This is a genomic window from Streptomyces sp. NPDC054794 (genome assembly GCF_053611585.1).
Window position 1 is genome coordinate 79,392 of the sequence record NZ_JBSHAQ010000028.1, and the last position, 14,684, is coordinate 94,075.

The 14,684-nt window shown below is 72.1% G+C and carries 12 protein-coding genes; 8 read left to right on the top strand and 4 right to left on the bottom strand.

From position 1 onward, the window contains the following. Positions 1-54: 54 nt before the first annotated feature. Complete coding sequence (locus tag ACWGKT_RS27605; protein ID WP_453275831.1) at positions 55-813, top strand: hypothetical protein; 759 nt, start codon at positions 55-57, stop codon at positions 811-813. A 662-nt stretch (positions 814-1,475) separates the two neighbouring features. Here the strand turns inward: ACWGKT_RS27605 and ACWGKT_RS27610 are convergent. Next, positions 1,476-1,718: a hypothetical protein gene (locus ACWGKT_RS27610; protein WP_356143266.1), complete on the bottom strand. Its 243-nt coding sequence runs from the start codon at positions 1,716-1,718 to the stop codon at positions 1,476-1,478. Positions 1,719-2,133: 415 nt separating this feature from the next. Here ACWGKT_RS27610 and ACWGKT_RS27615 point away from each other — a divergent pair, with 415 nt between their 5' ends. Beyond that, complete coding sequence (locus tag ACWGKT_RS27615) at positions 2,134-3,015, top strand: S1 family peptidase (protein ID WP_356143264.1); 882 nt, start codon at positions 2,134-2,136, stop codon at positions 3,013-3,015. A gap of 18 nt (positions 3,016-3,033) precedes the next feature. Here the strand turns inward: ACWGKT_RS27615 and ACWGKT_RS27620 are convergent, their stop codons facing one another. Together ACWGKT_RS27620 and ACWGKT_RS27625 are read right to left on the bottom strand one after the other, a co-directional pair. Continuing rightward, positions 3,034-4,644 carry an N-acyl-D-amino-acid deacylase family protein gene (locus ACWGKT_RS27620; protein ID WP_453275832.1) on the bottom strand — a complete coding sequence of 537 codons (1,611 nt, stop codon included), beginning with the start codon at positions 4,642-4,644 and terminating at the stop codon, positions 3,034-3,036. 41 nt (positions 4,645-4,685) lie between these two features. Then, positions 4,686-5,951, bottom strand: coding sequence for an amino acid deaminase (locus ACWGKT_RS27625; RefSeq protein ID WP_453275833.1), 1,266 nt, complete (start codon positions 5,949-5,951; stop codon positions 4,686-4,688). A 187-nt stretch (positions 5,952-6,138) separates the two neighbouring features. Between ACWGKT_RS27625 and ACWGKT_RS27630 the strand changes: the two genes are divergently transcribed. From ACWGKT_RS27630 to ACWGKT_RS27650, 5 genes are all read left to right on the top strand, one after another. After that, positions 6,139-7,152, top strand: coding sequence for a sugar kinase (locus ACWGKT_RS27630; protein WP_453275834.1), 1,014 nt, complete (start codon positions 6,139-6,141; stop codon positions 7,150-7,152). Next, a complete protein-coding gene (locus ACWGKT_RS27635) occupies positions 7,149-7,910 on the top strand; it encodes an IclR family transcriptional regulator (protein ID WP_453275835.1) in 762 nt (253 codons plus the stop codon). Before ACWGKT_RS27630 ends, ACWGKT_RS27635 begins: the two co-directional genes overlap by 4 nt. Continuing rightward, complete coding sequence (locus ACWGKT_RS27640; protein WP_453275836.1) at positions 7,907-8,317, top strand: RidA family protein; 411 nt, start codon at positions 7,907-7,909, stop codon at positions 8,315-8,317. The genes ACWGKT_RS27635 and ACWGKT_RS27640 overlap by 4 nt, the downstream gene beginning before the upstream one ends. 110 nt (positions 8,318-8,427) lie before the next feature. Continuing rightward, positions 8,428-9,942 (top strand): GntP family permease, encoded by a 1,515-nt coding sequence (locus ACWGKT_RS27645; RefSeq protein ID WP_453275837.1) that lies wholly within the window; start codon positions 8,428-8,430, stop codon positions 9,940-9,942. A 120-nt stretch (positions 9,943-10,062) separates the two neighbouring features. Next, positions 10,063-10,569: a hypothetical protein gene (locus tag ACWGKT_RS27650; RefSeq protein ID WP_453275838.1), complete on the top strand. Its 507-nt coding sequence runs from the start codon at positions 10,063-10,065 to the stop codon at positions 10,567-10,569. 13 nt (positions 10,570-10,582) lie between these two features. Here the strand turns inward: ACWGKT_RS27650 and ACWGKT_RS27655 are convergent, their stop codons facing one another. After that, entirely contained in the window at positions 10,583-11,938 is a 1,356-nt protein-coding gene (locus ACWGKT_RS27655; protein ID WP_453275839.1) for a M14 family metallopeptidase, read from the bottom strand. Between the two features lie 392 nt (positions 11,939-12,330). On the opposite strand from ACWGKT_RS27655, the gene ACWGKT_RS27660 reads away from it, so the two are divergent. Further along, the gene (locus ACWGKT_RS27660; protein ID WP_453275840.1) at positions 12,331-14,679 is read left to right on the top strand and encodes an ATP-binding protein; all 2,349 of its coding nucleotides are present in this window, start codon (positions 12,331-12,333) and stop codon (positions 14,677-14,679) included. The last annotated feature ends 5 nt before the right edge of the window (positions 14,680-14,684 follow it).

A 14,684-nucleotide genomic window follows, 5' to 3' on the forward strand; every position in this document is an offset into this window, starting at 1 on the left:
TGTTATCGCCGGTAGCTGTCCCAGCAGCCCCTCCCGTACCTAGAATGCCCGGCCATGTCCAGCCATCCCCAGCACGGAAACGGGGCCGACGGCGTGAACGACGCGAACGGCACGCACGAGGCGCACGGCGCCCCTGCGGCGGGTCCCGCGGGCGGTGGGCCCGCAGTGGCGCCGAACGTCTACCACCCGCAGGCCGCGTCGGCGCCCGCGTACGACACGTACGCCGATCCGGCGACCGCGCACGGGTGGCAGAACGCGTACGACGAGACGCGCGAGCTGCCTCGGGTGACGGACGAGACGGCCTTCCTGCCGGCTCCCGTACCGGCCGCCCCGGCGGGCCCGCCGGAGGGCGTGCCGACGGGACAGGGCCGTGCCGCGGCGCGGCGCGCGCGGAGCAGGCGGGGCGCCGCGTCGCGGCGCCGGATCGCGATGGCCGCCGGTGCCGTGGGTGCCGTCTCCCTCGCCGTGATCGCGGGGATGTCCGCCTTCTCGGGGTCCTCGTCGGGCGGGCCGCAGGGGCAGGGCGAGCGCAGCGGTTCGAGCACCAAGGAGGACCCGGGGGCGCCCGGTGGCCCGAAGTCGTCCGCCACGGGCCCGTCGGACGGTGCGACGCAGGCTCCCGCCGCCTCCGCGACCCCGAGGGCCTCGGCGAGCGACTCCGCGACCGGCAGCCCTTCGCCCACGGCGCCGACGTCGTCCGCGGTGACCGCCACCGCCACGGCGAGCTCGTCGGTGAGCGCCTCCGCGAGCAGTTCCGGTCAGGGCGACCAGGGTGGTCGGCCCGGACGCGGGCGGGGTCACGGAAAGCATTGAACAACTAGGGTCCGTCTTCAGACGGATCTTGCCCAGAGCGGGAATGCCGCGGAAGCCCTTGAGCCGGTCGACCCGCCACCGTAGCGGCCGCGGGTCGGTGGCGGCGGCGTGCTGGTGGCGGCGGCGTGCTGGTGGGCAGGGACGACGGTGGAGTCGAAAGCGGGTGTAGGCCGTTTCCCGCGGCCCATGGCGGGCCGGCACCTGGGCCCCACCACGTCCCGACACGCCATCAGACTCCGTACGAACCTGCTCGACCGCCTGCAGGAGGCCAGGGAACAGGGCCGGCTCGGTGAGGTCGCCCCGCCGAGCAGAAGCTCACCGCCAGGCGCGACCTCGCAGCCCGGCACCCCACCGTCCACCTCGGCATGCCCGACTTCCGTACCAGCGCCGACCGCGGGCCCTTCGAGCCTGCTGCCGCCCGGTCGAGTGGCACGGTCACCGGATGGGGTGACGGTTGCCGGTCGAGGCATCGGTGGCTGGTCCCAGAGGGGATGGGACTAGCGCAGAGTAGGACTATCACCAGGAGTCATCGTGAAGGTCGTGAAGGTCATCGGGCGACGGTCGGTCCCTGTGGCGATGGGGCTCGTTCTGGCTGCAACGGGGGTCTCGGCCACGGCTGCTTCGGCCGTGTCGGCTGCTCCGCGAGCCGCTGCGAGCAAAGTTCAGATCCTGAGATTCACCGCTGCCGACAACGGCAAGACGGTGACGGTCGACCCCGGCGACATCGTCAGTGTCTTCTTGACGAGTACCACTACGCCCGGGTCCAGCACACCGTTCGTCTGGAGCGCGCCCACATCCTCGGACTCGAACGTCCTCGCAGAGGCAACCAGCATCGCCGTCCCGAACGGCGACGCGTTCGGCATCTTCAGGGCAACCGGATCAGGGTCGGCCACGCTCTCCGCCACGAGGGAATGCAAGACCGTCCCGCCCGGCCCCATGTGCACTGCGCCCACCCTGCTGTGGCGCGTCACCGTCAACGTGCAGTAGGCCGCTGCACGGAGAGCGGATACGCAGGGCCCGCCGCCTCAGTGGGTGTCCCGGTGGATGACGCGGCCGTAGCGGCCGGCTCCGGGCTGCGGTGCCGCCGGACTGAGACCCGGGTATACGTCCCACCAACGGTCGGCGGCTGAGCGGTAGTTGGCGCGCCGTCCAAGGCGACGATCGTGGTGAGTGATTTGCGGTGAGTTGAGAACGATCCGCTCCCTGCGGACCGCATACAACTTCTTGCCGCCACCCCTCTGTCATCCCACAATGTGCATGACAAGACGGCAGGCGGCCGGAAAATCTCCGGTCGCTCACGTCTGCAGAGGGGACCCCCACATGAACAAGCCTCTCCTCGCCACGCTCGCGACCCTGGTGATCACCGGGGCGGGCATGGCACCCGCGGCCGCCGCCACGGCCACCCCGAGCGCGGCCCCGGCGGCGAAGAGCACGGCCACGAAGGCCAAGGGCGCCGCGCCCACGCTCCGGGCCGTCAACTTCGCCGGCACCGTCTCGCTCAGCAACTGCTCCGGCTCCGTCATCCGCTTCCCCGCCTCCGCGGACAGCGACCCGGCGCTGGTGCTGACGAACGGTCACTGCCTGGAGACCGGCTTCCCCGACCCCGGCGAGGTCATAGTCGGCCAGTCCTCCAGCCGCTCCTTCGGTCTGCTCAACGCGTCGGCCACCCGGGTCGGGACCCTGCGCGCCAACAAGGTCGTGTACTCGACGATGACCGACACGGACGTCACGATCTACCAGCTCAACACCACGTACGCGCAGATCAAGAGCACGTACGGGATCAGCCCGCTGACGGTGCAGGACACGCACCCGACCGCCGGCACCGCGATCACGGTCGTCTCCGGGTACTGGAAGCGGACCTACGCCTGCAACGTCGACGGGTTCGTCTACCGCCTCAAGGAGGGCAGCTGGACCTGGAAGGACTCGGTGCGCTACACCTCCGCCTGCAAGACGATAGGCGGCACGTCGGGATCGCCGGTCGTCGACAACGCCACCGGCAAGGTCGTCGCCGTCAACAACACCGGCAACGAGGACGGCCAGCGCTGCACGGACAACAACCCGTGCGAGGTCGACGCGAACGGCAACGTGACCGTCCGCTACGGCATCAACTACGCCCAGGAGATCTACAACATCCCGGCCTGCTTCACCACCGGCAACAAGCTGGACCTGAGCGCGAGCGGCTGCACCCTGCCCAAGCCGTAGTGCCGGGCGGGCGGGCGGTCACCGGGGAGTCCGGCGCACCGCCCGCCCGGCCAGCACGTCCGTCCGGCGCCCGTCCTCGATCACGAAGCGGCCGTCGACCAGGACGTGGGGGATGCCCGAGGGGAGAGCGCGCGGCTGCTCGAAGGTGGCCCCCGCCGCGACCGTCTCCGGGTCGAACAGGACCAGGTCGGCGCGGTGTCCCTCGCGGACGAGCCCGCGGTCCGGCAGGCGCAGCCGGGCCGCGGGACGCGAGGTGAGGTGGGCGACGCACTCCTCCAGGGACAACACGCCCAACTCCCGCACGTAGTGCCCGAGGTAGTGCGGGAAGGTGCCGTACGCCCGTGGGTGCGGCTTGGCGCCCCGCAGGATGCCGTCCGAGCCGCCGGTGTGCGTGCGGTGCCGCATGATCGCGCGGACGTTCTCCTCGTGGCCGACGTGCTGCAGCACGGTCGGGCCCAGCCGGTCCTCGACCAGCAGCCGGCGCGCGGTCGCCCACGGGGTCTCGCCGTGCCGCAGCGCCGACTCCTCGACCGTACGGCCCACATGGTCCGCGAGGGCCGGATCGCCCACACCGGAGATCTCGACCGTGTCCCAGTCCACCGGCACCCCGTGGCAGCCGTCCGAGCCGACGACCTCCAGCTCGTACCGGATCCGCTCGGCGGTCGGCCCGTCGGCCAGCCGGCGCAGTATCTCCCGCGGGCCGCCCTCGCTCGCCCAGCCCGGCAGCAGCGCGGCCAGGGTCGTGCAGCCGGGGGTGTAGGGGTAGGTGTCGAGGCTGATGTCGGCCCCGGCGGCGAGCGCGTCGTCGAGGAGCGCGAGAAGTTCCGGTGCGCGGCCCTCGTTGACGCCGAAGTTCATGGTGGCGTGCGCGAGATGGAGCGGGCACCCCGCCTCGCGGGTCAGCGCCACCATCTCCGCGTACGCCTCCAGGGCGCCCGCCCCGTACGAGCGGTGGTGCGGGCAGTAGTAGCCGCCGTAGGACGCCACCACCCGGCACAGCTCGGTGAGTTCGGCGTCCTCGGCGTACATGCCCGGGGTGTAGGTGAGCCCGGACGACATGCCGACCGCGCCCTGCTCCAGGCCCTCCGCCACCAATCGCCGCATCCGGTCCAGCTCTTCGGGCGTGGCCGCCCGGTCCTCCCAGCCGACGGCCAGTGCCCGGACCGTGCCCTGGGGGACGAGGTAGGCCGCGTTCACGGCGATGCCCCCATCGAGCCGGTCCAGGTACTCGCCGACCGACCGCCAGTCGAAGTCGACGTCCTCGCCGTACCCGTTCCAGCCGGTGATCGCCCGGCGCACCTCGTCGAGCGTGCGGTCGTCGACCGGCGCGTACGACAGCCCGTCCTGGCCGAGGACCTCCAGCGTCACGCCCTGCGCGGCCTTGGCGCTGTGGTCGGGGTCGCGCAGCAGCGCCAGGTCGCTGTGGGCGTGCATGTCGATGAAGCCGGGGGCGAGGACCAGACCCTCGGCGTCCAGCTCGCGCATGGCCCGGGGTCGCTGACAGCCCGCGGCCGCCGCCTCCTTGACGATCGAGACGACGCGGCCGCCGTCGATCACGACATCGGCGCGGTACGAGGGCTCCCCGCTGCCGTCCACCACGTCCGCGTCCCGGACGACGAGCTGCTCCACGACCGTGACCTCCTGGAAGAACCTACGGGCTGGAAGACGGACTAGAAGAACGTACGGATGTAGTCGACGACCGTCCCGTCCGCCTCGGCCACCGGGATCAGCTGCCACTTGTCGAAGGACGTGCAGGGGTGGGACAGGCCGATGCCCAGCCAGTCGCCGACCTCGATGTCCGCCTCCGGACCGGTGCGCAGCCACAGGTGCTGGTCGGACAGGGCGGTCACCTCGATCCCGGCCGCCGGGCGCTCGACACCGTCCCTGCGTACCACCTGGGCGAGGGGCAGGTCGAGGTCGTGGGCGGCGTCCCGCTTGCCCGCGTTGACGAACGCCTCGGTCGCCGACGGGCGGGACACCACCTGCGCCCACAGCCGGAACGCCGGCTCCAGCGCGCCTTCCTCGGGCACCCGGTTGAACGGGGTCTGCTTGCGGTAGTGCACGTCGTCGTGCGAGACGTACGCGCCCGAGCGCAGCAGCTTCAGCACCGGCAGGGAGAGTTCGGGGAGCTCCGCGAACACGTCGGCCACCGCGTCGAACCACTCGCTGCCGCCCGCACTGACGACGATCTCGTCGGCCTCCGCGAACCGCCCCGCCTTGTCGAACTCCACGGCGATCCCGGTCAGCCGGCGCAGCCAGGCCCCCACCGACTCCACACAGGCGCCGGGGACCTGGGCCTCGTACCCCGCGACGCCCACCAGGCGCAGCGTCCGCGTGCCGGCCACCGCGTCCGCGACCGCCGCGCACTGCGCCTCCGTACGCACGCCGGTGCGGGCGCCCTCGCCCGCGCCCAGCTCCACGACCACGTCCACCGGGCGGGCGGCGCCGCGCAGCGCCGCGTCCATCAGTTCCACCCCGCGCACGGAGTCGACGTAACAGATGAAGCGGAAGGACGGGTCGGCGTCGAGCTCGGCGGAGATCCAGCGCAGCGCCGCCGCGTCCACCAGCTCGTTGGCGAGGAACACCCGCTCGATCCCGAACGCCCGCGCCACCCGCACCTGGTGCGGCACCGCGAGGGTGATGCCCCAGGCGCCGTGCTCGATCTGGCGCCGGAAGAGCCGTGGGGCCATGGAGGTCTTGCCGTGCGGGGCGAAGGCGAGGTGGTGCCGGGCCGCGTACGTCTCCATGAGTCGCAGGTTGTGCTCCAGGCGCTCGGCGGACAGCGCGAGGACGGGCGTGGTGAAGCCGTCGGTGAAGAGGTTGCGCCGCTCGGCGGCCAGCTCGCCGACGGTCAGGCCGTCGGCGTCCGGGGGGAGGCCCTTGAAACGGTGGTCGACGCGTTCGTCGGCCAGGCGGTCGAGCGCTTCGGTGCTCATGGAGCCTCCCTCTCAGGCGCGTTGCAATATATGCAACGGCCATTGCGTGTGGCGCTTACTGGTGTCTAGCATCTCGCCGACAACCGGGTCAACGGAGCCGCCGCGGCCCGGACATCGACAGGAGTCAGGAGTCATCATCCTGGACGCTACTGACGACTCGGGCGCCAACCCCGTCGCTCCCGCCGTCGTGGACGTCGTCGCGCTCGGCGAGTCCATGGTCACCTTCCTGCCCACCCGGCCGGGGCGACTGGCCGACGTACCGTCCTTCGACCGCGCCATCGGCGGTGCCGAGTCCAACGTGGCATGCGTGCTGGCCGCCGCCGGGCATCGCACGCGCTGGGTGAGCCGGGTGGGGGCGGACGGCTTCGGCGACCATCTCGTCGAGACGATCGCGGGGTACGGCGTCGACGTGGCGTCCGTGCGGCGTGATCCGGCGCGGCCCACCGGCGTCTACTTCCGTACGGCCGGCGACCGGGCCGCCGACGACCACGAAGTGGCGTACTACCGCGCCGGATCTGCGGCCTCGGCGATGGCGCCCGGGAACGTGGACCGCATGCCGCTGCGCGCGGCGCGTGTGCTGCATCTGACCGGCATCACGGCCGCGCTCTCCGCACCCTGCCGTGAACTGGTGCGCGCGCTGACCGCCCCCCGGGCCGGGCGGCCGACGGTCTCCTTCGACGTCAACCACCGGCCGGGGCTGTGGCGGGCGGCCGACGGGGCGCGGGTCCTGCTGGAGCTGGCCCGGGACGCCGACATCGTGTTCGTCGGCGAGGACGAGGCCGAGCAGGCCTGGGGCGTCACCGGCTCACCGGCCGCGGTCCGCCGGCTGCTGCCCGAGCCACGGGTGCTGGTGGTGAAGCAGGGGGCGCGGGGGGCGACGGTGTTCGCGGGCGAGGACGGTCGGGCCGCCTTCGAACCGGCCCTCGCCGTCGACGTCGTGGCCACGGTCGGCGCCGGTGACGCCTTCGCCGCCGGATTCCTCTCCGGCACCCTGCGCGGACTGCCGGTCCGGCAGCGGCTGCGGCACGGGCACCTCATGGCCGCCGCCGCGCTCACCGTCCCCGGCGACCTGGCCGCCCCGCCGTCCCGGGACCACGCCGACCGGCTGGCCGCCCTGGACGAGCGGGCGTGGGGGAGACTTCGACTCGGCCCCGGCTGGACGCAAGCCGCGCAGGCCCCGGAGGAGGTAGCCACCCCATGAGTCAGACCGTCGACCGCGCGCTGAGCATCCTGCCGCTGCTCGCCGAGGGCCCCGCCGACCTCGGCCAGGTCGCCGACCGGCTCGGCGTCCACAAGTCCACGGCCCTGCGCCTGCTGCGCACCCTCCACGAACACGGCCTCGTCTACCGCCAGTCCGACCAGCGCTACCGCCTCGGCGCCCGCCTGTTCGCCCTCGCCCAGGAGGCGATGGAGAACCTCGACATCCGCGAGATCGCCCACCCCCACCTCGTACGCCTCAACGAGCGGTGCGGGCACACCGTGCACCTCGCCGTGTACGAGGAGAACGAGGTCCTCTACATCGACAAGGTGGAGAGCCGCTATCCCGTGCGCATGTACTCGCGCATCGGCAAACCGGTCGCCATCACCGTCGCCGCCGTCGCCAAGCTGCTCCTCGCCGACCTGCCCGAGGCCGAGCGGCGCCCGCTCGCCGAGAAGCTCGACTACCCCCTGTACACGCCCCGTTCGACGCCCAACGCCGCCGCGTTCCTGAAGGAGCTGGCCGTGGTGCGCGAACAGGGCTGGGCCACCGACCTCGGCGGCCACGAGGAGTCCATCAACTGCGTCGCCGCCCCCATCCGCGGCGCCGACGGCAGGGTGGTCGCCGCGATGTCGGTCTCCGCGCCGAACGTCGTCGTCACCGCCGAGGAACTCCTCACCCTGCTCCCGCAGGTGCGCCGCACCGCGGACGCGATCAGCGGCGAGTACTCCGGACGAACCCCAGCGAAGGACACCCCGTGACCGAGAAGACCGCGCTCACCCCCAAGACCCACACGACCCCGCCCGCGAAGTTCTCCCACGGCGTGCGCAAGGGCAACATCCTCCAGGTCGCGGGACAGGTCGGCTTCCTGCCCGCCGAGGAGGGCAGGAAGCCCACGCCCGCCGGACCCACCCTGCGCGAGCAGACCCTCCAGACCCTCGCCAACGTCAAGGCGATCCTCGAAGAGGGCGGCGCGAACTGGGACGACGTGATGATGATCCGCGTCTACCTCACGGACACCGCCCACTTCGCCGAACTGAACGAGATCTACAACCGGTACTTCGAGGAGCAGGCGCTCACCCAGCCGCCCGCCGCGCGCACGACGGTCTACGTCGGCCTTCCCGCGGGCCTCCTCGTCGAGATCGACGCCCTCGCCGTCCTCGGCTGACCACCGACGCCCGCTCGACTCCCGCACCTCGCACACCCCGGCACGACAGCGCCACGCCGTGCCGGGGTCCGCCCTGCCCGAAAGCACCATGCACCTCCGAAGAGGCCCCCATGTCCTTCGCTTCGGCCGCCGCGACTCCCCCCACCCCGCCCCACACCGGAGGACTGCTCCTCCTCGTCGACGGCACGACCGGTCTGCTGCTGGTCGCCGCCCTCGGCATCGCCCTCCTGCTCTTCCTGATCATCAAGGCGCGGCTCCAGCCGTTCGTCGCGCTGCTCGCCGTCTCCATAGCCGTCGGCCTGCTCGCCGGCCTGTCGGTCACCGAACTCTTCGGCACCGTCCAGCGCTCGGACGCCGTCTCCACCGTCGAGTCCGGCATGGGCGGCATCCTCGGCCATGTCGCGATCATCATCGGGCTCGGCACGATGCTCGGCGCGATCCTCGAAGTCAGCGGTGGAGCCGAGGTGTTGGCGTCCCGGCTGCTCGGCCTCTTCGGCGAGCGGCGCGCCCCACTCGCCATGGGGACCACCGGACTGGTCTTCGGTATCCCGGTCTTCTTCGACGTCGGCATCTTCGTCCTCGCGCCGATCGTGTACGCGGCCGCCAAACGGTCCGGCAGGTCGGTCCTGCTCTACTGCCTTCCCCTGCTCGCGGGCCTGTCCATGACCCACGCCTTCCTGCCGCCGCACCCCGGCCCGGTGGCCGCCGCCGGTCTCCTCCACGTCCAGCTGGGCTGGGTCGTCCTCATGGGCATCGTCTGCGGCGTCCCCGCCGTGCTCGCCGCGTGGGCGTACTCGGCGTGGATCGGCCGGCGGATCTTCGTCGACGTACCGCAGGACATGGTGGAGGCGGCTCAGGAGGCGAGGCGCGCGGTGGTCCGCGAACAACGGGAGGCCGGGGTCGAGCCGCCGGAGAGGCCCGTCCCGCTCGGCACGGTCCTCGCCATCATCGGTACGCCGCTCGTGCTGATCCTCGCCGCGACCTTCTCCTCGATCGCCCTCGACCCTCCCCCAGGCTCTCCGACAAGCTCCGAGCAGGGGGGACCCCCATCCGTCCGCTCGGTGTTCGAGTTCTTCGGCAGCCCGTTCGTGGCCCTCACCATCGCCCTGCTGCTCGCCTACTACCTCCTCGGCATCCGGCGCGGCTGGTCCCGCAAGTCCCTGGAGACCGTCTCGACCTCCTCGCTCAAGCCGGTCGGCAACATCCTCCTGGTGGTCGGCGCGGGCGGTGTCTTCGGCGCGGTCCTCAAGGCCAGCGGCGTCGCGCAGGCCCTTGCCGGCACCTTCCACGACGTGGGCCTCCCGGTGATCGTCCTCGCCTACCTGATCTCCGTGGTGCTGCGCGTCGCGCAGGGCTCGGCGACGGTCGCCATCGTCACCACGGCCGGCATCGTCGCCCCGCTCCTGTCCGAAGGCGCCCACTCCCAGGCCTTCATGGCCCTCGTCATCGTGGCCGTCTCGGCCGGCTCGATCTTCGCCTCCCACGTCAACGACGGCGGCTTCTGGATGGTCGCCAAGTACTTCGGCATCACCGAACGCGACACGCTCCGCACCTGGACGATCCTGGAAACGGTCCTGTCGGTGGCGGGGTTCGCGGTGGCGGCGGGGGTGAGTGTGTTCGCGTAGGCACGATCAAGCGCCCGGTGCGGAACGGACGAGCGGGACACGTCATACGTTAGGGGGGTGAACCATCGGGAAGGGCGGGCTGGCTGTTCCCGGCACAGGATTGTCGTCCATACTTCCCGCGTGGAGCAGCGCATAGGATCGAGCAGCAAGCCCCCGGAGGGCGCCGGATTCGACCCGGCCTTCATCCCCGGGCTCACCTCACCCGCGTCCGCCGAGCCGGAGGACGCCAAGCCGGAGGCCGACGCGCCCGAGGCCGCCGGGCCCCAGGAGGACGCGGCGCCGGCCGGGGCCGAGACCCCGGCGAAGCCCGCCCTTGAGAAGGAGGCCCCGCAGGAGGAGAGCCCCGAGGGCCCCGTCTTCGAGGCCTCCGACCGCCGCGCCAAGATCGTGGCCGACCGCCGCGGTGTTCGCCTGAGCCTCGATCAGGAGGCCTGCGAGTTCCGCTGGGACGAGATCGGCGCGGTCGAGACGGAGTCCCCCCGCTTCGGCAAGCGGTTCACCATCACGGTGCACACCCCTGACCGCCGCTGGTACCCGATAGAGATCGAGGCGACGGCCAGGAGCCGCTTCAAGGAGTGGGAGGAACAGCTGGACACGGTCCTCGACGCCTACTTCGAAGAGGCCTAGGACCCGTCCGGCACTAGCTGCAGTACTGGGCCTCCTTGCCGATGGCCCGGTACATGCAGTCCGCGTTCTCCAGCAGCTGGAACACCGCGTCGCGGTTGCGTGAGGTCTCCCGCTCGATCACCTCGTCGGGCGGGTAGAACCCTCCGTCCCAGCTGGACGTCGGGTACATCTCGAAGGTGTAGTCGAAGATCTTGTGCACGCCCCACAGGTAGTCGTCGATCGACCCGTCCGTGATGTACAGGTCGCTCGCCTGCTCCGGCGTGTACCCGTTGCTCGCGGCCATCTTCTCCCCCACCGCCTTGAACGCGGCGGCGTCGTCGGCCGTCATCCCGGTGGCCGTGTCCGCGTACGTGTACCCGAACGGCCACAGCACCAGCTCGCTGTAGGTGTGGAAGTCGATGCCGGCCCTGATCTGCTGCTTCCCGCCGACGACCCGGCCGCGCACGAAGTCGGAGACCACCTTCACCTCGGGCGCCGACTCGGCGGACGCTCCGCGGTACGTCTCGGACGACTTGGAGCTCGACGACCCGCCGCAGCAGCCCCACTTGTAGTTCCAGTTGCGGTTGAGGTCCGTACCTGCGTACGACGAACCGCTGTTGGGCTGCCGGTTCTTGCGCCACGACCGGTACGAGCCGGTGGCGATGTCGTACTCGCCGCCGTCCGGGTTGAGATCCGGCACGATCCAGATCTCCCGGCTTTTGACGATGTTGGTGACCCGGGAGTCGGTCCCGTACCCGGCGCCCAGCTCCCGCAGCAGGTACAGCGCCATCTCCACGGTCAGGTGCTCACGGGCGTGCTGGTGGAAGGTGAACAGCACCTCGGGCTCGTTCTCGTCCGTGGCCACGTTGTCGCTGACCTTGATGGCGACGATGTCCCGGCCCTGGTACGACTTGCCGATCACCCGCTTGCTCATGATGTTCGGATAGGCGGCGAGCCGCTGGTCGATCTCCGCGTTCATCTCGGCGTAGTTGTGGTACTTCGAGTCGGCCGAGGGGAAGTCGAACAGCCGCGTCGCGTCGGCGGGGCCGCTGCGGTCGGGTGCGGCGCCGAGCGGCGTCACGTCGTAGCCGAGCCGCCGCAGCTCCTTGATCTGGGCGGCGCGTCCGGAGACGACCACCGTCTCCTCGTCGGCCTCGTCCACGGTGACGCCGGTGCGCTGAATGGCCGTACGGGTCACGGGAGTCGTGCTCCGGTGGATCTCGTACTGCCCGATGTCGTCGGCCGAGGGCGTCGCCTTTCCGGCGCCGACGGCGTCGGCATGGGTGGCGGTCGCCGACACGGGTGCCGCGAGGGCGAGGGCCAGCAGGGCGCCGAGCGCGGCGGTTCGTCTGCCGCCGAGAGCGCCTGAGCCGCGTATACGAAGTCGCATGAACTCTCCTTGGTTCTCCAGGAATTCCGGGGTCGCCGGATGTGGGGAGTGGAGCTGGGGGGTGTTTCAGTGCGACGTACGGGGTGCTGTCGTGCTGTCGTGCTGTGTGGGGTCGTGCCGTGTGGGGTCTTGCTGTGCGTGGACTGTGCGTGGACTGTCCATGGGCTGTGCGTGCGGTGCGGGTTGGCGTCATGATCCGGCGTTGGCATGATCAGGTCAAGGATGGACAAAGGGTCCCCGGCGGAATTCGGCCGGGCAGTGTACGCGGGCCCTCACGCCCGCAGGCGGCCCCGGCCGAAGAACACCCGTTGGCGTGACGGGAGTGTGCGTGGGCGGCCGAGCCGGGGAAGAGTGAGGGCCCGCTGTCCGGCCAGGAGGAGGGCTGGCTGATCATGGGTGGATCAGCGCCGAGACGGGACGCGCACCTGCCGGTCGAGACGACGAGCTTCGTCGACCGGCGGGAGGAACAGAGCGAGGGCCGCCAACTGCTGGCCAAGGCCCGCCTGGTCACGCTCACCGGCCCGGGGGGCGTCGGCAAGACCCGCCTGGCCGGACGCATCGCGGCCCGCGTCGCCCGGGCCTTCCCGGACGGCGTGCGCCACGTCCACCTGGCCGGCCTCCACGACCCGGCCCTCGTCCCGCTCGCCGCCGCCGACGCGCTCGACCTGCACGACCACTCCACCCAGCCGGCGCTGGACGCCCTGGTGGAGCAGGTGCGCGACCGCAGACTCCTGTTGGTCCTCGACAACTGCGAGCACCTGTTACCCGCCTGCGCCGAACTCGCCGCCGCCCTCCTGCGCGGCACCACCGGAGTCCGCGTCCTCGCCACCAGCCGCCACCGCCTCGGCCTCACCGAGGAACACCTCATGGAGGTACGGCCCCTGTCGGTCCCCGACCCGGACGGCGACCTCTCCGCCGCCGAGACCCACCCGGCCCTCGCCCTCTTCGCCGACCGCGCCGCCGCCGTCGTGCCCGGCTTCCGCCTCACCCCCGGCAACCGCGCCGCCGTCGCCCGCCTCTGCCGGCGCCTCGACGGCCTCCCGCTCGCCATCGAACTCGCCGCCGTCCGCATGCGCGTCCTCGGTATCGACCAGCTCCTGGCCCGCCTCGACGACCGCTACCGCCTCCTGTCCTGTGGCAGCCCCGCCGTCCTGCCCCGCCACCAGACCCTCGGCGCGGCCGTCGACTGGAGCCACGAACTGTGCACCGAGCGCGAGCAGTCGGTGTGGGCGCGGCTCTCCGTGCTGGCCGGGAGCTTCGATCTGGAGACGGCGGAGGCGGTGTGCGCCGACGACGGCGAGAGCGGGGGAGGGGCCGTGCCCGGGACCGGTGCGGTGCGGTCGTACGACGTCCTCGAAGCCGTCGCCGGACTGGTCGACAAGTCCGTCCTGTGCCGGGAGAACGGGCCCGGCGGCGTCCGCTACCGCCTCCTCGACACCCTGCGCCACTACGGGCTCGGCAAGCTGCGCGCACGCCCCGGGGACGAGGCGGCCGCCCGGCGCTGCCAGCGGGACTGGACGCAGGCACGGGCCGCCGCCTATGAGCGGGCGTGGTTCGGGCCGGACCAGCGGGAGATCGTGGCGCGGCTGCGCGCCGACCAGGACAATCTGCGCGCCGCCCTCGACCACAGCCTCTCCGAACCGGGCGAGGCGCTCGCCGGGCTGCGCCTCGCGGGCACCCTGTGGTTCTACTGGCACGCCTGCGGCGCACCCCGCGAGGGCCGCCACTGGCTCGACCGCGCCCTAGACGCCAACCCCGAACCCACTCGCGAACGCGCCCGCGCCCTGTGGGTCTCCGCCCTCCTGGCCGGCAGCCCCGAGGACCTCACCCGGGGCCTGCACCGCGCCCAGGAGGCCCGCGCCCTGGCCCACCGCCTCGGCGACGAGGCGGAGGCCGCCCACGCCGACTACGTCATCGGCGTCGTCCAGCTCTTCGCCGACGACCTGCACACCGCCCTCGCCCACTACGAGTCCACCGTCGCCCGCGGTCGCGTCCCCGGCCAGCACCTCAGCCTGCACGGCCTCGACCTGGTCGAACTCGCCTGCGCCCGCGCCTTCCTGGGCGAGACCGACCGGGCCGTCGCCGTGTGCGAGGACGCCCTGCGGCTGTGCGAGGCGCACGGCGAGGCGTGGGTGCGCTCCTACGTGCTGCGCATCCTCGCCCTCGCCCACAGTGCGCGGAGCGACTGGCCGCGGGCCGCGTCGTACGCCTGCCGGGCCCTGCGCCTCAAGCTCGACGTCCACGACGTCATCGGCATCGGCCTCACCCTCGACCTGCTGGGCCTGATCACGGCCGAGGGCGGGGACACCGAGCGCGCCGCCGTCCTGCTCGGCGGCGCCGACCGGGTCTGGTCCGACATCGACCGCGACCGCTGGGGCTCCACCGCCCTCAACTCCGCGCGCCGTGACGGCGAGAAACGGGTGCGCGAGGAGGTGGGGGAGCGGGCCTACGACGAAGCGTACGGCAGGGGCGTCGGGCTCGGCCTCGCCGCGATCGTGGCGTACGCGCTCCGTGACCCGCAGGAGCCGGCGGCGCGGCGCGAGCCGGACCCGCCGCAGCGCCTGACCCGGCGCGAGAGGGAGGTCGCCGAACTCGTCGCCGAGGGACTCGCCAACCAGCAGATCGCCGATCGCCTGGTCATCGCCCGCCGCACCGCCGAGGGCCATGTGGAACGCATCCTCGGCAAGCTCGGCTTCAGCAACCGCAGTCAGATCGCCGCCTGGGTGACGGCACAGCGCTGACCAGG